16 protein-coding genes are annotated in these 17,776 nt (G+C 46.3%); 9 read left to right on the plus strand and 7 right to left on the minus strand.

Annotated elements, in window-relative coordinates:
- Nucleotides 1–5: 5 nt before the first annotated feature.
- Nucleotides 6–386 (minus strand): glycine cleavage system protein GcvH, encoded by a 381-nt coding sequence (gcvH, locus tag ATB76_RS03670; RefSeq protein ID WP_061034656.1) that lies wholly within the window; start codon nucleotides 384–386, stop codon nucleotides 6–8.
- A gap of 51 nt (nucleotides 387–437) precedes the next feature.
- On the minus strand, nucleotides 438–1,733 hold the full coding sequence (locus ATB76_RS03675) for a serine hydroxymethyltransferase (protein ID WP_038870873.1): 1,296 nt from the start codon (nucleotides 1,731–1,733) through the stop codon (nucleotides 438–440).
- A gap of 379 nt (nucleotides 1,734–2,112) precedes the next feature.
- Between ATB76_RS03675 and ATB76_RS03680 the strand changes: the two genes are divergently transcribed.
- Entirely contained in the window at nucleotides 2,113–2,736 is a 624-nt protein-coding gene (locus ATB76_RS03680; RefSeq protein WP_061034657.1) for an XRE family transcriptional regulator, read from the plus strand.
- Nucleotides 2,737–2,996: 260 nt separating this feature from the next.
- Nucleotides 2,997–4,115, plus strand: a complete 1,119-nt coding sequence (gcvT, locus tag ATB76_RS03685) for a glycine cleavage system aminomethyltransferase GcvT (RefSeq protein ID WP_020197065.1) — start codon at nucleotides 2,997–2,999, stop codon at nucleotides 4,113–4,115.
- A gap of 152 nt (nucleotides 4,116–4,267) precedes the next feature.
- On the opposite strand, the gene ATB76_RS03690 is transcribed toward gcvT, so the two are convergent.
- On the minus strand, nucleotides 4,268–4,993 hold the full coding sequence (locus ATB76_RS03690; RefSeq protein WP_038870867.1) for a TetR/AcrR family transcriptional regulator: 726 nt from the start codon (nucleotides 4,991–4,993) through the stop codon (nucleotides 4,268–4,270).
- A gap of 163 nt (nucleotides 4,994–5,156) precedes the next feature.
- Here ATB76_RS03690 and ATB76_RS03695 point away from each other — a divergent pair, with 163 nt between their 5' ends.
- The 5 genes from ATB76_RS03695 to ATB76_RS03710 all read left to right on the plus strand — a co-directional run bounded on the left by ATB76_RS03695 (nucleotide 5,157) and on the right by ATB76_RS03710 (nucleotide 11,362).
- Nucleotides 5,157–6,230 carry an efflux RND transporter periplasmic adaptor subunit gene (locus ATB76_RS03695; protein ID WP_061034658.1) on the plus strand — a complete coding sequence of 358 codons (1,074 nt, stop codon included), beginning with the start codon at nucleotides 5,157–5,159 and terminating at the stop codon, nucleotides 6,228–6,230.
- Nucleotides 6,230–7,291: an efflux RND transporter periplasmic adaptor subunit gene (locus tag ATB76_RS03700; protein WP_061034659.1), complete on the plus strand. Its 1,062-nt coding sequence runs from the start codon at nucleotides 6,230–6,232 to the stop codon at nucleotides 7,289–7,291. The genes ATB76_RS03695 and ATB76_RS03700 overlap by 1 nt, the downstream gene beginning before the upstream one ends.
- Nucleotides 7,291–10,350, plus strand: a complete 3,060-nt coding sequence (locus ATB76_RS03705) for an efflux RND transporter permease subunit (protein ID WP_061034660.1) — start codon at nucleotides 7,291–7,293, stop codon at nucleotides 10,348–10,350. The genes ATB76_RS03700 and ATB76_RS03705 overlap by 1 nt, the downstream gene beginning before the upstream one ends.
- A gap of 110 nt (nucleotides 10,351–10,460) precedes the next feature.
- The gene (locus ATB76_RS28045; protein WP_155647546.1) at nucleotides 10,461–10,598 is read left to right on the plus strand and encodes a hypothetical protein; all 138 of its coding nucleotides are present in this window, start codon (nucleotides 10,461–10,463) and stop codon (nucleotides 10,596–10,598) included.
- A 50-nt stretch (nucleotides 10,599–10,648) separates the two neighbouring features.
- Nucleotides 10,649–11,362, plus strand: coding sequence for a hypothetical protein (locus ATB76_RS03710; RefSeq protein ID WP_061034661.1), 714 nt, complete (start codon nucleotides 10,649–10,651; stop codon nucleotides 11,360–11,362).
- An 85-nt stretch (nucleotides 11,363–11,447) separates the two neighbouring features.
- Here ATB76_RS03710 and ATB76_RS03715 read toward each other — a convergent pair whose 3' ends face one another.
- Nucleotides 11,448–12,011 (minus strand): porin family protein, encoded by a 564-nt coding sequence (locus tag ATB76_RS03715; RefSeq protein ID WP_039976789.1) that lies wholly within the window; start codon nucleotides 12,009–12,011, stop codon nucleotides 11,448–11,450.
- Between the two features lie 306 nt (nucleotides 12,012–12,317).
- Here ATB76_RS03715 and ATB76_RS03720 point away from each other — a divergent pair, with 306 nt between their 5' ends.
- Both ATB76_RS03720 and ATB76_RS03725 read left to right on the plus strand, forming a co-directional pair.
- The gene (locus ATB76_RS03720; RefSeq protein WP_061034662.1) at nucleotides 12,318–13,151 is read left to right on the plus strand and encodes a winged helix-turn-helix domain-containing protein; all 834 of its coding nucleotides are present in this window, start codon (nucleotides 12,318–12,320) and stop codon (nucleotides 13,149–13,151) included.
- Complete coding sequence (locus tag ATB76_RS03725; RefSeq protein WP_061034663.1) at nucleotides 13,142–13,636, plus strand: hypothetical protein; 495 nt, start codon at nucleotides 13,142–13,144, stop codon at nucleotides 13,634–13,636. Before ATB76_RS03720 ends, ATB76_RS03725 begins: the two co-directional genes overlap by 10 nt.
- Nucleotides 13,637–13,761: 125 nt before the next feature.
- On the opposite strand, the gene fruA is transcribed toward ATB76_RS03725, so the two are convergent.
- The 3 genes from fruA to fruB are packed head-to-tail and all read right to left on the minus strand — an operon-like array spanning nucleotide 13,762 to nucleotide 17,646.
- Entirely contained in the window at nucleotides 13,762–15,507 is a 1,746-nt protein-coding gene (fruA, locus tag ATB76_RS03730) for a PTS fructose transporter subunit IIBC (protein ID WP_045401944.1), read from the minus strand.
- A 19-nt stretch (nucleotides 15,508–15,526) separates the two neighbouring features.
- Nucleotides 15,527–16,501, minus strand: coding sequence for a 1-phosphofructokinase (gene pfkB / locus ATB76_RS03735; protein ID WP_045401943.1), 975 nt, complete (start codon nucleotides 16,499–16,501; stop codon nucleotides 15,527–15,529).
- Nucleotides 16,502–16,512: 11 nt separating this feature from the next.
- The gene (fruB, locus tag ATB76_RS03740; protein ID WP_061034664.1) at nucleotides 16,513–17,646 is read right to left on the minus strand and encodes a fused PTS fructose transporter subunit IIA/HPr protein; all 1,134 of its coding nucleotides are present in this window, start codon (nucleotides 17,644–17,646) and stop codon (nucleotides 16,513–16,515) included.
- Nucleotides 17,647–17,776 lie beyond the last annotated feature (130 nt).

Below are 17,776 nucleotides of genomic sequence, written 5' to 3' on the forward strand. Positions count from 1 at the left end.
CCTAATTACTCTTCTTCGATAGAGCTTAGGTATTCTTCCGCATCTTTTAAGTCTTCCAACTCAGATGGGTTTGAAAGCTTCACTTTCGCAATCCAACCACCTTCGTATGGTTCTTCGTTGATTAGCTCTGGGCTGTCTTCTAGCTCTTCGTTGATTTCAACTACTTCACCAGTGATTGGTGAGTAGATGTCTGAAGCCGCTTTTACAGATTCCACCAAAGAAAAGCTTTCGCCTGCTTCGACTTCATCTTCCACGTCTGGTAGGTCAACGAATACCACGTCACCCAGCATCTCTTGAGCGTGCTCTGAAATACCGATAGTTACTGTGCCGTCACCGTTGTCACGTACCCACTCGTGGCTATCTGTAAACTTCAGTGTTTTGTCCATTGCTTAATCTCCAAATAACTTGTCAGGATAGTTTCTGATTTAATAAATCTTTTATTGGTAAAGAGGGTAGCGACTGCAAAGCTCTTTTACTTGCTTGCGTACGCGTTTTTCTACTTCTGCGTCACCTTCAGGGTTGTTCACCAAACCGTCCAGTACGTCACCAATCCAATTACCGATGAGTTTGAATTCTTCAGCGCCAAAGCCGCGGCTTGTACCCGCAGGCGTTCCTAAACGGATGCCCGATGTAATCATAGGCTTCTCTGTGTCAAATGGGATGCCATTTTTGTTACATGTGATGCCTGCACGCTCTAGTGCTTCTTCTGCTTTGTTACCTTTCAAGCCTTTAGGGCGAAGGTCAACCAGCATCAAGTGCGTGTCTGTACCACCAGTTACGATATCGCAACCGCGAGTTTGCAATACTTCTGCCATGACTTTTGCGTTGTTGATCACTGAATCAATATAAGTTTTGAATTCAGGACCGAGTGCCTCACCGAACGCCACTGCTTTAGACGCAATCACGTGCATCAGTGGGCCGCCTTGTAGACCTGGGAATACTGCTGAGTTGATTTTCTTAATGATGTCTTCGTGGTTGGTCAAAATCATACCGCCACGTGGGCCACGCAATGTTTTGTGCGTTGTAGTCGTAACAACGTGTGCGTAAGGAAGCGGGCTAGGGTGCGCGCCTGTTGCGATAAGACCGGCGATGTGCGCCATGTCGACCATAAGAATCGCGTTTACTTCGTCTGCGATTTCACGGAATTTTGCGAAGTCGATAGTACGTGGAATAGCACTACCACCTGCGATGATCATTTTAGGTTGGTGCTCAAGTGCCAGTTGGCGAACGTCTTCGTAGTTGATTTCTAGTGTTTCGCGGTCAACGCCGTATTGAACTGCATTAAACCATTTACCAGAAAGTGCAGGGCGAGCACCGTGTGTTAGGTGGCCACCTGCGTCTAGAGACATACCAAGAATGGTGTCGCCAGGCTGAAGTAGCGCCAGTTTTACTGCGCCGTTTGCTTGTGCGCCTGAGTGTGGTTGAACGTTTGCGTATTCACAATTGAAAAGTTTTTTCGCGCGTTCGATAGCAATGGCTTCCACTGTATCTACGTGCTCACAACCACCATAGTAACGGCGACCTGGGTAACCTTCAGCGTATTTGTTTGTTAGGCAGGTGCCTTGAGCTTGCATTACCGCTTTAGACACGATGTTCTCAGAAGCGATAAGTTCGATTTGTTCGTTTTGGCGAGCGAATTCTGCCTGAATTCCAGCAAAGACAGCGTCATCTGTCGCAGATAGGTTGGTAGAGAAAAAGTTTTCCAAGCTGTGGTTAGGGTAACTCTTGTTCATGGTAGTTGACCTTCCAAATCTTAAAATGAACCCGCACTAGAAATAGTTGTTTGATTGCGATGGTGGCTCATTTGTTCTCAAAACAGCTGAACTGCATAGCAGAACAGAGTGAACTTTCGGCCCGAATAAGTGGGCAAAACTCCGTTGGATTGTGGTTTCTCTTGTCCAATCTCTTACGGAAATGTGCATCTCTACATCTAACAAGTTGGTAACATAGCGTCTGCGGCACGAACAATCAACCAAAAATTTCCTATAGGAAACGAGATTTCTGGTTTTGTTAACAAGAGCACGCTTTAATTAACTCGGTGGACTTTTATCCACTATAGGCTTCATGCACAATGCTAATAGGAAGGAATAAAGGATATTTACAGAGGGATTTATGGCAGAAAGTATTTACGATGAATACCCGTCAATGACGTTGGCGAAAGAGCAGCAAGACCAGAATATTGAACCGCTTAAGCTCGGTCAGCGCATTAAAGATATCCGCTCTAAACTTGGTATTACGTTAGAAGAGGCGAGCCAACGAACTGGCCTTGCGCGTTCTACGCTAAGTAAGATCGAGAATGAACAGATTTCTCCAACGTTTCAAGCGATGCAAAAATTAGCGCATGGCTTACAAATTGATATGCCGCAACTCTTTGAACCACCTAGAAAAAAAGTTGCGACAGGGCGCAGGGATATAACCAAGAAAAAAGAGGGTAAACCACACCCAACCCAAACCTACGAACACGAGCTGTTGGCGACTCAACTTTCCAATAAGAAAATGATGCCTTTTAAGAGCCAAATCCGCGCCCGTAGTTTTGACGAATACAAAGACTGGGTTCGCCATGATGGGGAAGAGTTTTTACTCATCTTATCAGGTGAGGTGATGTTTTATTCTGAGTTCTATGAGCCTGTTGTATTAAGCGAAGGCGACAGTGTGTATTACGATGCGAACATGGGTCATATGTTGACCAGTGTGAGTGCGGAAGATGCGCACATTTTGTGGGTGACTGCCAAATAGTGATAAATAGTTGTAAATTTCCTATAGTGAAAGCAAACGTTTGCTATCAGTTTTGAATGCGTTATGATGGCGCTCTGTTGATGATATCTCACTCAACAGAGCGCCTTTTTTGTGCGTTCTGTTGTGATTAAAATGTTAAAAGTCACACTTTTGAAAGTCGAGTGATGTCTTGTTCGTGCAAAATTGAATCAAGCGTGTTTATTATTGGAAACACAACGAATGCCGACAGCATCATCGGGTCTATCTAAATGGAGACGAAAATGACTCAAGAACTTCTGAAAACACCACTGCATGCACTTCACGTAGAAGTAGGCGCAAAGATGGTCCCGTTCGCGGGTTACGACATGCCAGTTCAATACCCACTAGGCGTAAAGAAAGAACACTTACACACTCGTGATGCAGCAGGTCTGTTCGATGTTTCTCACATGGGTCAACTTCGTTTGATTGGTGATGGTGCAGCAGCGTTCTTAGAGACACTGGTTCCGGTTGATATTGTTGACCTAGGTGCGGGCAAGCAGCGTTATGCTTTCTTTACTAATGAGCAGGGCGGCATCATGGACGACTTGATGGTGGCTAACCTTGGCGATCATCTGTTTGTTGTTGTGAACGCAGCATGTAAAGAGCAAGACATTGCACACCTTCAGGCGCATCTTCCTTCTGGCATCGAGCTAGAGATCATTGATGACCGCGCACTGCTTGCGATTCAAGGCCCTAAAGCGGCAGAAGTACTAGCGCGTTTCGCACCAGAAGTAGCAGAGATGCTGTTTATGGATGTTCGCAAAGTTGAATTACTAGGCGTTGAGTGCATTGTTTCTCGTAGTGGTTACACAGGCGAAGACGGTTACGAAATCTCTGTTCCTGCGGACAAAGCAGAAGAGCTAGCTCGTAAACTAACAGGTGAAGAAGAAGTAGAGTGGATTGGCCTTGGTGCTCGTGACTCACTTCGTCTTGAATGTGGCCTGTGTCTGTACGGTCATGACCTAGACACAACAACAACGCCTGTTGAAGCAAGCCTACTATGGGGCATCCAAAAAGTACGTCGCGCTGATGGCGAGCGTGCAGGTGGTTTCCCTGGTGCTGACATCATTCTTAAGCAGATCGAAACGAAAGACGTTGCACGTAAGCGTATTGGCTTGGTTGGTCAAACTAAAGCACCAGTTCGTGAAGGCGCTGAGCTGTTCGATGCAGACGGCAACAAGATTGGCGTGGTAACCAGTGGTACAGCAGGCCCTAACGCAGGCAAGCCAGTATCAATGGGCTATGTACGTGCAGATCTAGCGGCTATCGGTACAGAGCTGTTTGCAGAAGTACGCGGCAAGATGCTACCAATGACGGTAGAAAAAATGCCGTTCGTACCACAACGCTACTACCGTGGTTAATTAAAGCTCGTCATTCCAGCGAGCCAAAGCGAGACTAGGAATCTAACCATCAGAACGTAGGTTCCATTTCGTTTCCTCGCTGAATCGATAAACACAAACAAAAATGCCGAGCAATGTGCTCGGCATTTTTTATGTTCTTTTGAAAGCTCAACTTATGCAGTGAGCTCTTCGATAGGGCAACACATTTCAATCACAACTTCACTCAGTTTGCTTGGATGAATCATGTCTTCTTTCTTAACGCTGAACTGGTTTGCCATGATGGTGTTGAACAATTCCCAATGGTTAATCAGCATCTTATCGCGGTTGCCTGCATCTTCTGGCCACGTTTCTTGCATCATAGGCGCTAAGCTAATTGCACCATGTGCAAACACCAGCATCTGCCATTTTGATTCCCACTGGTCAATCTGGTGCTCCGGGTATTCCACGTTGTAGTCTGCAAACAGCTCAGTAAAGATCGCCGCGAACTCGTCTTTGGATCTCAGGAAGTACTGCAGTAGTGCATCATCACCTTGGCGAATTGCATCCGCAATCATTTGGATTGGATGCGGATTCATGAGGGCAAATGCCAACATTCTTACCATGAACAGGTAGATTTTTTGATTAGATGGGGTGTTTGCTGGCATTTCGCTTACCAGCTGTGCCATGTAGCCTTGCATGAATTCATCCATGGCATCACTGACGGCTTGCCAGATTTTCTCTTTGCTGCCGAAGTGGTGGCGAATCAAACTATGAGACACACCAGCTTTCTCACTGATGTTTCGAAGCGAGACACGTTCGTACCCTAACTCACAGAACATATCTGCCGCGACTCTTAGAATCAGACACTTAGTTTGCTCAGCGGCTTCAGCACTTCTACGGCCTTGCTTTCTTTCTGTCATAGTTCGAATTTTCCCGAATATTAATCAACGCGCCTATTTTTACCAGAAACCGGACAGTTTGCCTAATTATTTTATTATCCACATGGAAAATATGTTGATCATTTTTTCGTTATGCATATACTGCACACCTGTGTAGTAAATATAAAGTCGATGGAGAAAGCCAGTGCGAAAACAATACTTAAAGCGCACATTTGTGGGAGCAGCGGTGGCATTGAGCCTCGCCACGATGCTGACAGGGTGTAACAAAGCCGTATCAGAACCGTCTGAGCCATTAATCAAACCTGTAAAATTACTTGCTGTTAATGATCTGACTGTTGCCGATTCCGATGCATTCCTTGCACGAATAGATGCAACGTACAGAGCCCAACTTTCATTTCAGGTAGGTGGCGAAATTGAGAAGTTGATCGTGAGAATGGGTGAAGAAGTGAAGCAGGGCGATGTACTTGCAACGCTAGACCCAAAAGACTTGCAGTTAGCTCTTGATGCATCACAAGCGCAGTACGCATTAGCGAAAACCCAATGGGAACGCTCGAAAAGCTTGTACAACAAGAAGCTGATCAGTACAGACAGTTACGACCAACAAGAAACGCAATACAAAGCGGCACTGGCAAACTTAGAGCAAGCGAAAACCGATTTGAGCTACACAGAGATTCACGCGCCGTTTGATGGTGTGGTGTCTTATACCTACGTGAAGCCATACCAAGTGGTTGCTGCTAAGCAAGAAATCCTAAACCTAATCGACAACACCACTTTGGATGTGTCGTTTACTTTGCCTGTGACTTACGCCGAAGCGGTGTCATTGAACTCACTTAAAGACGCAGAGATGTGGGTGACGATGGACAGCGAACCAAACAACCGCATCCAGGGCCAATTCAAAGAAATATCTACCCAACCCAATGCTGACACCAACAGCTACGAAGCGATCGTGACGATTACTCGTCCTTCTGATCGCAACTTGCTAACGGGCATGACAGGCCAAGTACACATTGCGAAGCAAAACGTATCGAACGCGATGATGCTGCCAAATGCGGCTTGGGTGTCGAAAGACGCCGCTCATGGTGAAGTTTGGGTAATGGACAGCGATACACAGCAAGTCAATAAAGTGACCTTGTCACTAAGTGCGAATGGTGCTGTGGAGTCGGGTCTGGACAAGAATGATTACGTTGTTATTGCAGGTGTTGAACGCCTAGTAGAAGGCCAAGTGGTGAAAGCTTGGGTTCGTGAGGAAGGTATCTAATGAAACGTTCATTATTCACAGTATCGGCTATCGCATTGGCCGTACTAACCGGTTGTAACAGCACAGACGAAGTCACCGCAGAGCAGCCTTTGTATGTTTCTACGGTTGCTGTCGATGTTCCAGTAAAAAGCCAATACCGCACATTCAAAGGCCAAGTCGTGCCAGCGGAACAGACGCCAATTGCATTCCGTCGCGCAGGTGAAGTTCAGCATGTGCTCGTTAAAGCGGGTGACACGGTTAAAGAAGGCCAGATGATCGCTAAGTTAGACGACAGCAAAGAAAAGCAAGCGGTAAACGATGCAGAAGCACAATACACACTCGCGATTCGTCAGCTGAAACGTGGTGAAGAACTGCATCACCGCCAAATGATTTCTAAAGCGGAGTTGGATGAGCTAACGGCAAATAAAGAGCTGGCGGAAGCAAACTTCTACAACGCGACAAACCAACTGAACTACACACGTTTATTTGCCCCGTTTGCGGGCAAGGTTTCGGATGTATTCAAAGAGCGTTTTGAGCGTGTTGCGATTGGTGAGCCGGTTCTAAACCTTTATCAAAGCGACAAAGTGTACGTTCGCATCGAGCTGTCAGACAACGTGCTTGCGATGGTAAACCCAAATACACAAAGCATGAGCTACCAACCTCAAGCAACGTTCTCGGGTGACGCGAAATCTTATGCGTTGGATTACTTGGAGCACACCAGTGAGCCAAACGCGCAGACACAAACATACCAAATGTATTTAACCATGCCACAACCTGATGAAGAGATTTTGCCGGGTACTAGTGTAAGCGTTGCAGTAGACATGGTGGCAGCAGGTATAACGTCAATTGATGGCTACAACATTCCAATGACTGCGCTTCAAGCGGGTAACAAGGATGGTGAGTTCTTTGTGTGGAAATTAAACAGTGACGCGGTCACAAAGGTGGCGGTGACGATTGATCAAATTAACGGTGAAGGCGCGATTGTGTCATCAGGCGTTACACAAGGCGATGTATTAGTGAATTCCAGCTTACGTAAGTTACGCGAAGGTAAGTCAGTGGATGTGGTGGAGAAACAACAATAATGAGCATTGCTGAATACTCAATTAAGAACAAAGTCATCAGCTGGCTGTTCATCGTTATTCTCGCGGTTGGCGGGGTAATGTCATTCCTAGAGTTGGGCCGATTGGAAGATCCGGCATTTACTATCAAAGATGCGATGGTGGTGGCGACTTATCCCGGCGCGACTTCTAAAGAAGTAGAAGAAGAGCTGACGTATCCGCTTGAGAAAGAGATTCGTAAGCTGCCTTATATCGATAAGATTACGTCGACGTCCTCAAGTGGTATGTCACAGATTATGGTGAGCATGAAGATGGACTACGGTCCGGATGAATTGCCGCAAATCTGGGATGAAATGCGCCGTAAAATCAACGATCTGCAACCAACTTTGCCGCAAGGCGTTCAATCTCTGCAAATCATTGATGATTTTGGTGACGTGTACGGCGTAATGCTGATGTTAACGGGTGACGACTACGATTACGTAGAACTGAAACGTTACGCAGACCAGCTCACGCGTGAACTCGAACTGATCGATGGCGTGGGTAAAGTCGACATTGCAGGCGACCAACAAGAAATGCTGTTTGTTGAGATTTCATTGGATCGCTTAGCGGCTCTGAACCTCGACATGAACGTGATTTCTGGCTTGCTGAACCAACAGAACAATGTGGTTTCTGCGGGCGAGGTGATGGTAAACGGCGAGAGCCTTATTATTCGCCCAAGCGGTACATTAAACACCGTAGAAGCACTAGAAAACCTGATCATTCACGGTCGTGACACCGGTAACCTGATTCGCTTGAAAGACGTTGCAACCATCAGCCGTGGCATTCAAGAAAAGCCGGGCAATGTGCTGCTGTATAACGGTAAGAAAGCAATCAACATTGGTATTTCGTTTGCGTCTGGCGTAAACGTAGTAGAAGTCGGTCAACGTATTGAAGCTGAACTGGAGAATCTTGAGACCATCAAGCCCGCTGGTTTGGATATGAACTACTTCTACAACCAATCGCAAGAAGTAGACGATTCAGTTAAAGCGTTTGTTATTAGCTTGGCAGAAGCCGTGGCTATCGTAATCATCGTACTGCTGTTCACTATGGGCTTACGCAGTGGCGTGATCATCGGTTTGGTTCTGTTGTTGACGGTATTCGGTACCTTCATTTTGATGAACTACAACAATATCGAACTGCACCGTATCTCGCTTGGTGCGTTGATCATTGCGCTCGGTATGCTGGTGGATAACGCCATCGTGGTGGTCGAGGGGATATTGGTTGGCCTTAAGAAGGGGCGAACCAAAGTTCAAGCTGCAACAGATATCGTAAAACAAACTCAGTGGCCGCTGCTTGGTGCGACAGTCATTGCTATTACCGCGTTTGCGCCTATCGGTCTGTCTCAAGATGCGACTGGTGAGTTCATGGGCTCTCTGTTCTGGGTACTGTGTTTCTCGCTATTTCTAAGCTGGGTAACTGCGATTACGTTAACGCCATTCCTTGCAGACCTTCTACTAAAAGAAGAAGACAAAAATACACAAGCAGAAGACGAAGATCCGTACAAAGGTTGGTTGTTCGTCACGTTTGGTGCGTCTCTTAAATTTGCGTTGCGTTTCCGTTGGTTAACGGTAGCAGGCATGGTGGCATTGCTCGTTGGTGCTGTGGTTGCGTTTGGTAGTGTGAAGCAACAGTTCTTCCCGCCATCAAACACGCCAATGTTCTACGTTGATATGTGGATGCCAGAAGGCACAGACATTCGCGAGACCATCAAGAAAGCGGAAGAAGTAGAAAGCTACATTCGTTCACAAGATGATGTCGATTTTGTTTCAGCTTCGATTGGTCAAGGCTTGCAGCGTTTCGCTCTGACTTACCAACCAGAGAAAAGCTACGAAGCTTACGCGCAGTTCCAAGTTCGTACGACAGATCGTGAGAACATGTTTGAACTGCTGCATAAGTTGGATGACAACCTAGCGAAGACGTTTGATAAACCCACGTTCCAGTTCAAGTTGATGGAATTCGGCCCGTCGCCGGCGTCTAAGATTGAAGCGCGTATTACTGGCCCAGATCCACAAGTGCTTCGTGATCTCGCGGTGCAAGTAGAAGACATTCTTCATACTGACCCGGGTGCTCGTAACATTCGTCACGACTGGCGTGAGCGAACTAAAGAGCTCGTACCGGTATTTAACGAATCAAAAGCGCGTCGTTTGGGTATCTCGAAAGAAGATCTTTCAAGCACTTTACAAATGGCGTTTGGGGGCAGCACGCTTGGTTTCCTCCGTGATGGTACAGATACACTACCTATCATGACGCGTTTACCAGAAGAAGAGCGTGTAGATTTCGAATCACTGCAAAACGTGAATATTTGGAGTCCATCGTTACAATCTTATATCCCAGTTGATCAAGTGATCGATGGTGTGAAGCTGGCTTGGGATGAGCCGTTAATTCAGCGTCGTGACCGTAAGCGTACTCTAACGGTATTGGCTGACCATGATGTGCTTAGTGACGATACACCCGCAAGTTTATTCTCTCGCATTGAGCCTAAAGTGATGGCTTTGCACCTTCCTGTAGGCTATGAAATCACGTGGGGCGGCGAATACGAATCATCGAAAGATGCACAAGAAGGTCTGTTTGGCTCATTGCCAATGGGTTATTTGTTGATGTTCATCATTACGATGCTTCTGTTTAACTCACTGAAGAAGCCATTGGTTATTTGGTTCACTGTACCGCTGTCTATCATTGGTGTGGCATTTGGTCTTCTGACGACAAACATGCCTTTTAGCTTTACTGCGTTCCTAGGCTTATTGAGCTTGAGCGGTATGATTCTGAAAAACGGTATCGTACTTCTTGACCAGATTAACCTAGAGCTAGCATCAGGTAAGGATCCTTACTTAGCGATTGTCGACAGTGCGATCAGCCGTGTTCGTCCAGTGAGTATGGCGGCATTGACGACGATTCTGGGAATGATTCCTCTGGTATCAGATGCGTTCTTCGGCTCAATGGCGATTACGATTATGGCAGGCCTTGGTTTTGCTACAGTTTTGACTCTGATTGTTGTACCAGTCATGTTTGCAATTCTGTTTAAGATCAAACCAACCACTGCATAAGGGACTTCCTGGCTTTTATTATTGTCAGATTCCTGCCTAGCCCTGGGGACTTTCCTCAGGGCTTTTTTGATCGGGGAGAGTCAAGATACGAGAGGGAAAAGAGAATAGAAGTGAGAAGCAAAAGAGAGAAGAAGAGAGAAGCAAAAGAGAGAAGAAGAGAGGCTGGAGAAAAAGATAAGGGCGAAAAGGAAGGCTGGTGGTTTGGTGTACACCTTACTGATTTTTATGATTTTCTTACAAGCGATTGATAAATCTTGCGTATACTAAAGAAACATCATCAATAAAAGAGCGAACGCAAATGAACAATCGCGGATTACATGGACTCTTCCTTTTAGGTTCACTAACGCTAATTGGCTGTTCTTCCACAGACGGCATTTCTACTGATAATACAGATTCTCAAGTCCCTGTAGAGCTAAAAAGTGCAGATGCAGCGACCATCGCAACGTGGATTGACCAAAGTATTCTGATGCCACAGGGTCTTTCTTTAGAAACGGACAAAATTCGTTATGTTACGGGATCTGCTGATTTGAACAGTGATGGTACAGAAGAACATTTGGTGTTGTTCCAAGACCGTTTCTTCTGCGGAAGTGGTGGCTGCACGGCATATATGTTCGATAATAACGGTAAAGTGCTGAACCGCATGTCGGTAACAAGAACACCGATTGCACTAATAGACAGCTACAGCAACGGTTGGCAAGACTTTGTTGTGTGGAGTAATGGTGCTTATCGTCAGATGAGTTACAACGGTGAATCTTACCCAAGTAACCCGTCAGTAGAACCTAAAATCGACCACAACACTCAAGTTCAGACAGCGACAGCGTATGTGATGGCGACAGAGTTATACCAGCAAGATGGTTACGATATTATGCCCGTCGATGACAAAGAGATTTGGACGCCGGCCAACGTGTATCACTTCACCTTTAAACACCATGGTGATCCGCAAAATGTTTACAACGCGACGGTGAACTTGAACAGCGGTGACGTGGATATCGAATCTGAACCGAAGCAATAAATCGGCACGTTATACAAGAAAGGGCGAACGCTTATCGTAAGCGTTCGCCCTTTGTACTTTCTATGTGTCCGCGTTTGTTTTTTTACTAAAACTTATAAGTTGCACCCGCATAGAAAGAGCCGACCTGAATGTTGGTGTCCCAGTTCGAGCCTTTCGAGCCGACATTGAAGTGGTCCATCTCATACGCTGCTCGGAAAGTGATGTTGTTAAACTGATGCGGCGTGTATTCAAGACCGGCCCCTACGCGAAGTAGCAGCTCGTTTTCGTCTTCACCGAGAAATTCAGGAACATCCACCGAAATGTAGCCCAAACCTAGCGTCGCGAATGGTCGTAACCCATTGTCGAATGTGTAGCCAATGTTTGCAGCAACAGACGCACTATTTACGTTGAGATCAAAAGGCGTGTTCTTTACTTTGATATCACCGTAGTCAGTGTATTGAGCTTCTATACCGACGATACGATTGAATTGATAACCGCCAATAATTTTAAAAGTTGTGCCATCAGCATCCAAATGTGTAAACGGACTATCATCACTGTATGTGGTGTTACCCATACCCCCGCCCAGATAAAACCCTGATACATCCTGTGAGCTATTTGCATGAGCCTGAATGCTAACAAGTACGGCGATAAGGGTGGCTGCTTTTTTCATTGTTATTTACCTCTGTATTACTGTCTGTATTGTTGTGTTTAAAACAGTGTTCATTATCTAAATGAGGCGCTGAAAAACTAAACAAAAAGTAAACAAAAACCAAATAATTCCTATTGATTTAGTGACTTAGGCAATTGTGTGTTTTTTGTGTGCTCGGAAGGTATGCAGAGTTAAAAATTGATGTTTGAATCCTTCATTACTAAAAACTGAGTGCTGCATTGTGGTGTGATGAAGATGACTTGGTTTTTAGAATGGTTCGGCAAACCTGACCTATAATTCAAGGAGTTGAGAAAGCAGTGAGCCTGTATGCATAGAATCTATTTCGCCAATTTGGTCCTCGATCCGACGACAAGGACATTGTCCAATTCACACGGTAATGATGTTCCTCTAAGGCCACTTCCATACCAAGTGCTGAACTTGATGCTTGAAAAGCAGGGCGTACATGTAACTCGCGAAGAGTTGTTCGAAACCTGTTGGGATGGTTCAGTCGTTACCGATCAAGCATTGACCAATGTCATTTCCGGTTTAAGAAAGAAACTTGTTCAGTTGAAGGCGCAAGGTGTACAGATAAAAACGGTAAGTAAAATTGGCTATTTACTGGAAGTTGATGCGGATGTGAAACCCATCAAACAGAAAGTTGAGATACCGGAACTCCAAACGCTCGAAATTGATGATGTTGAGCATCAAGTCAAAGCAGCGCCCAAGCAAGAAGCTGAATCGCGAGACAAGGCATTTAGCTTAACCCCAATACTGATGACGGCTTTCTTGCTTTTTGCGATTGTCTTTGTGCTTTATTTTCGTCCGTTTGTGCCACATCCTGATTTTCTTGATGATTCGGATTACCAACACTTTTCTGTGTCAGAAACGGACTTCTACTTTTACGATCAAAATCATGATGAGTTAGATCTTTCGGCTTTGGCAAAGAGCCTCAACGATGAGGTATTTCCGGTGTGTCCGGCCATCGTATATTTGCGTGTGTCTGAATCGGCTTATCAAGAAGGGGCGCATACTTTACGTGCGTTTGCTTTCGCCAAAAACAGTAATAAGAACGTCAACTACATTAAGTTTTCTCTCGATATCGACACCTTGAAAGAAACGGTCTTAGAGAGCATGAGCAGGGCGGACGCAATATGCAGATAAACAAACTCCTCGTACTCAATATTGCATTGGCAACGGGCCTAGTGGGCGTGATTGTTCACCAAAAGTATTTCCAATCCGACGAAATAACAGGTTCGCGCTGGGCGTGTGCAATGTTTGAAGAAGACTTTATTTCCAGAGGTTACCGACGTTATGAAAACATCAGTGACCGTTCTGTCGTGGTGTTTAGCTCGGATAGGGACATGTACATTTTTCAGAAAGGAACGTTGCTGACGAAAAAGGGCGAAAGCAAAGAATATGAACTGGTTTACAACGGCAAGTATCAAGTGGATGGACATGCGCTGACAGTGGATTATCAGAAAGTCAGTTGGAATGAACAGCCAACGGAGAGTGAGGTCTTCGTAAGAGACATGAACTCATACGTGGGCACAAAAACGGACTTCATTTACAAAGTGGAGGACGAGCAACTGTTCTTTTTCAATCAGAGCGAAACAGAAGAGAGTAACTTTATCTGCTATCGGATTTAGCGCCCGTTAGACTCCGATTATCGCTCAATAAAAAACACCTCCCAATGCCGAGGCTAGAGGGAGGTGTCGAATGCCAAATCGAGGGAGGCATTGTAATTAGATACGCATACGCGTTTCAGCCATGATTAAGCGGCTGCTTGTTGTTTCGCTTCTGCTTTGTTCTTTAGGAACGCGTAAGTGAAACCTGTTACCGCTGTACCTGCTGCGATTGCTACCAAGTACATTAGCACTGGTGAGATTGCGTTAGGGATAAGCAGTACGAACAAACCACCGTGTGGTGCCATCAGTTTTGCACCGAACAGCATAGATAGAGCACCAGTTAGTGCGCCACCCGCCATACATGATGGGATAACACGCATTGGATCTTTCGCTGCGAATGGGATTGCACCTTCAGAGATAAAGCACAGACCAAGCACGAATGAGGCTTTACCTGCTTCACGCTCGCTTTGCTCGAACTTGTTCTTAGCAATGAACGTCGCAAGGCCCATACCTAGTGCAGGAACCATACCCGCGGCCATGATTGCAGCCATTGGTGCGTAAGTTTGCGAAGCCAATAGACCTACACCGAATGCATAAGCAGCTTTGTTTACCGGACCACCTAAGTCGAAACACATCATTGCGCCAAGGATAATACCCAGTAGAACTGCACTGTCTGAACCCATGTTGTTTAGGAAATCAGTTAGGCCGTTCATGATGCCAGATACTGGACCGCCCACGATGTAAATCATCACTAGACCCGTGAACAGTGTCGCCACGAACGGGATGATAAGGATCGGTTTAAGCGCTTCCATTGATTGTGGCAGTCTTACTTTGTCGGCAAGGAACTTAGCAGCGTAACCTGCGATGAAACCTGCTGCGATACCACCAAGGAAACCTGCACCTGTTGAACTAGCAAGCATACCGCCAACTAGACCTGGAGCCAGACCCGGACGGTCAGCAATAGAGAAGGCGATGTAACCAGCAAGAACTGGGATCATCAAGGCGAATGCAGAGCCACCACCAATGTTCATTAGCGCTGCTGCTAGCGTACCTTCTTCTTTAAACGCTTCGATACCAAATACGAAGGATAGGGCGATGATCAAACCACCGGCTACCACAACTGGCAGCATGTGTGATACACCTGTCATTAAGTGTTTGTACGCGCCTTTCTTCTCTTCTGTCGCTGATGATGCGCTAGAAGAACCAGAGTGTTGGTATACGCTTGCTTGTTCAAACGCTTTGTCCATTTCTTCCGCTGTTTTCTTCAGAGCTGGACCTGTTTTAGTGCGGTACATCTTTTTGCCGTTAAAGCGGTCAAGAGGTACTTCGATGTCTGCTGCGATGATGACCAAATCTGCGTCTGCGATTTCTTGGTCAGTCAGTTGGTTTTTCGCACCTACTGAGCCACGCGTTTCCACTTTAATTTGGTGACCACGACGTTTGCCTTCCTCTTCTAGCGCTTCTGCTGCCATGAAGGTGTGTGCCACGCCGGTTGGACATGCTGTGATAGCAACAATCTTCTTAGTTGCAGATGCGCTTTCTGCTGGTGCTGCTACTTGTGCCGCAACTGTAGTTACTTGCTCTAGTGTCACTGCACCTTCAACAGCCGTTTGTAGGAAAGCGGATGCGTCTTTCGCTACAGTGCTGATATCTGCTTGGTAGACTTTTTTACCTACGAAACGAGAAGTATCAACTGGAGTGTTAGCCGCAATTACGATCGCTTCTGCTTGTTCAATGTCAGCGTCTGTCAGCAGTGTTGGTTCAACCACGCTTGATTGGCATTCAATCTTTGCGTTCCAACCCAACTTCGCCGCTGCTTGTTCTAGTAGACCTGCCGCAATGATGCTGTTCGCAACACCACTTGGACAAGCTGTAATAATGGCAATATTCATACTGATAACCTTCTGTTCCTTAGTTTTTGTCTAAGTTCGTATTAGGGTAAAGCTCGGTTACTTGCGTTTGGAGCTTGATGTTCTCCAGTTCTTCCTGACTGGTTAGGCCAACGCCAACTTGGCTTACTGCTAGGGCAGAAAGCGCGGTAGCGAAGCGCAGTAAATCGTTTTTCGGCATCGCTTGCATGTGACCCCAGCACAAGCCAGCAACAAGCGTATCGCCAGCGCCAACAGTGCTTACTACATTCATTCTTGGTGGTTGAGCACGTAACCATTCGCCTTGGTTAAGCCACATCACGCCGTCTGCTCCCATAGAAACTACGATGTTCTCAATGCCTTTATCGCTTACCGTTTGCGCTGCTTCTTGGCATTGTTCTGGCGTTGAAAGGTGCTCGCCGACAAAGTCACTTAGCTCTTCATCGTTTGGTTTGATCAACCAAGGGTGAGCGTCGATGCCTGCACGTAGTGCCGCTTTGCTGCTATCGAACAAGACTTTCTTGCCTTTCTGATGCAGCTTCTCAATCCATGCCGCGCATTGCTCTGCAGTAACACCGCCCGGTAGGCTGCCTGCCAATACAAAGTAATCGTGTGTTTCTGCAAGGCGGAATAGGGTTTCTTCAAAGCGCGCGATTTCTTCTGCCGTAACTTGAACGCCAGGGAAGTTGATGTCGCTCACTTGGCCATCTGCTTCAACCAATTTCACGTTGATGCGAGTTGCGCCTTCGACTTCGACGAACTCGTTTTTAACCTTGATATCGCTAAATAGCTGGTGGAAGAGCTCTGGGTTGTCTTTGCCAAGAAAGCCCGTCACGGTTACGTCTGCACCTAGGTCACTAAGCACTTTCGCTACGTTTACGCCTTTACCGGCCGCGTGTAGGTTGCTCTTTTCAACTAGGCTGACAGAACCCACTTTAATTGAGTCCAGCGAACCTGTTAGGTCAAGGGCAGGGTTAAGCGTGATGGTAACGACTTTGTTTGTTTTCAATCCTGTCATTCTCTCGCCCCTTAACCTTCGCCAAGACCAGATGCGATTGCTTTGCCGATTGACTCAAGTGCTTGTGCAGCATCTGGACCTTCAGCAGAGAATTGAAGCTGGTGACCGTGTTTCACACCCAGCGCGATAACTTTCATTAGGCTCTTCGCGTTCACTGCTTTGCCGTCGCCATCTAGGTTTGCCACACGAATGGTAGATTCGAACTTCTTCGCTTCAGCAACTAGCATTGCGCCAGGACGAGCGTGTAGGCCGTGGGCGTTTTTGATCTTAAAGATTGCCGTGTTGCCATCTTCAGCCGCTTCTGTTGCCATTTCTTCGCCTTTGAACAGTGCAAGGATCTGTTCAGCAGAAGCATCAAGTAATTTGCTGTGTTCGTTGTTAAACACAAGCTTTGAAATCGTGCTTAGGATAGATTGGTGAGCATTGTTGCAAGCTGCAAATGCAACTAGAGCACGCACTTTCTCGCCTTCGAATTCACAATCATTTGCTGTTGATACAAAAGAAACACCGGTGCGCGTTACTTGCTTATCACTACCTACTAGCCATAGACCTTGACCAAGGTGCGTTGGCGTTTTCGTTACTAGATCTGCAACGAACTCTGTACCTGCACAACCTGTGTTTTTAAGTAGGCCGCCAGCTACCGCGCTCATTTGAATCATGTCGCTTGCTGGGAATAGCAGTTGAATGAGAGAAGCATCGAAATCCGCCTCTAGCTGAACGTCGCCATGAAGCAGGGCAATAATGTCGTCTTCGTTGTTCGCATCACGCAGACGCTCTTCAACGCCATCCGCACCCAGTACTTTTGTTAGCTGCTTAAGAATGCCCAAGTGCTCGTCTGATTTCGCAGCAATACCGATCGCAACGTAAACTGTGTTGCCATCACCCCATTCAACGCCTTCTGGGAAATGGTGAACAGCAACGCCGGTGGTTTTCACCATTGAGCGCGTGTCAGTCGTGCCGTGTGGAATCGCGATACCGTTACCTAGAAACGTAGAGTTCTGGTTTTCACGGTTTAGCATGCCTTCTACATAGCCTTGTTCAACCAGACCTTTGTCTGTCAGGCTTTTCGCGATGCTTTTGATCGCTTCAAACTTATCTGTAGCGGATTGAGATAGGGTAATGTTGTTCTTACTTAGCTTAAGCATGGTGCTTCTCCAGCCTTAAGGTATCTATTTCTAATTCATCTTGGCTACGCAGAGATTGGTTTGCGTAACATCGTTTATCTGTTTTGCTTAACAAAAGAAACTGAATCGATTCAGCTTTTGGTCAAATTTT

The sequence above is a fragment of the Vibrio sp. MOR3 genome (genome assembly GCF_001557775.1).
Classification (GTDB): domain Bacteria; phylum Pseudomonadota; class Gammaproteobacteria; order Enterobacterales; family Vibrionaceae; genus Vibrio; species Vibrio jasicida.

Coding starts and splice junctions, on each gene's coding strand:
- gcvH (WP_061034656.1), bottom strand. CDS start 386: ATGGACAAAACACTGAAGTTTACAGATAGCCACGAGTGGGTACGTGAC.
- ATB76_RS03675 (WP_038870873.1), bottom strand. CDS start 1,733: ATGAACAAGAGTTACCCTAACCACAGCTTGGAAAACTTTTTCTCTACC.
- ATB76_RS03680 (WP_061034657.1), top strand. CDS start 2,113: ATGGCAGAAAGTATTTACGATGAATACCCGTCAATGACGTTGGCGAAA.
- gcvT (WP_020197065.1), top strand. CDS start 2,997: ATGACTCAAGAACTTCTGAAAACACCACTGCATGCACTTCACGTAGAA.
- ATB76_RS03690 (WP_038870867.1), bottom strand. CDS start 4,993: ATGACAGAAAGAAAGCAAGGCCGTAGAAGTGCTGAAGCCGCTGAGCAA.
- ATB76_RS03700 (WP_061034659.1), top strand. CDS start 6,230: ATGAAACGTTCATTATTCACAGTATCGGCTATCGCATTGGCCGTACTA.
- ATB76_RS03705 (WP_061034660.1), top strand. CDS start 7,291: ATGAGCATTGCTGAATACTCAATTAAGAACAAAGTCATCAGCTGGCTG.
- ATB76_RS03710 (WP_061034661.1), top strand. CDS start 10,649: ATGAACAATCGCGGATTACATGGACTCTTCCTTTTAGGTTCACTAACG.
- ATB76_RS03715 (WP_039976789.1), bottom strand. CDS start 12,011: ATGAAAAAAGCAGCCACCCTTATCGCCGTACTTGTTAGCATTCAGGCT.
- ATB76_RS03720 (WP_061034662.1), top strand. CDS start 12,318: ATGCATAGAATCTATTTCGCCAATTTGGTCCTCGATCCGACGACAAGG.
- ATB76_RS03725 (WP_061034663.1), top strand. CDS start 13,142: ATGCAGATAAACAAACTCCTCGTACTCAATATTGCATTGGCAACGGGC.
- fruA (WP_045401944.1), bottom strand. CDS start 15,507: ATGAATATTGCCATTATTACAGCTTGTCCAAGTGGTGTTGCGAACAGC.
- pfkB (WP_045401943.1), bottom strand. CDS start 16,501: ATGACAGGATTGAAAACAAACAAAGTCGTTACCATCACGCTTAACCCT.
- fruB (WP_061034664.1), bottom strand. CDS start 17,646: ATGCTTAAGCTAAGTAAGAACAACATTACCCTATCTCAATCCGCTACA.